This is a genomic window from Phyllobacterium phragmitis (assembly GCF_002980495.1).
GTDB classification, from domain to species: Bacteria; Pseudomonadota; Alphaproteobacteria; order Rhizobiales; family Rhizobiaceae; genus Paramesorhizobium; species Paramesorhizobium phragmitis.
On sequence record NZ_PVBR01000117.1, the window covers coordinates 1 to 261 of the forward strand.

The window sequence follows — 261 nt, forward strand, 5'->3', positions numbered from 1 at the left end:
AGGATGATCCCGACATCGTCGCCATCGACGGCAAGACCTCGCGCCGCGCCCACAACCGCAGCAGGGGACAGAACCCGCTGCATCTGGTTTCAGCCTGGGCCGCACGCCAGCGTCTCGTGCTGGGACAACAGGCTTGCGCGGAAAAATCCAACGAGATCACGGCCATCCCCGAATTGCTGGAGCGGCTGGAGCTCACCGGCGCCCGGGTGACCATCGACGCCATGGGCTGCCAGACCAAAATCGCCGCCGCCATCCGCAACA

At 65.5% G+C, this 261-nt stretch carries 1 protein-coding gene; it reads left to right on the top strand.

Annotated features, from left to right (window positions below):
• Nucleotides 1-261: ISAs1 family transposase (locus C5748_RS27590; protein WP_146119672.1), on the top strand; the 261-nt coding region annotated here is incomplete at both ends.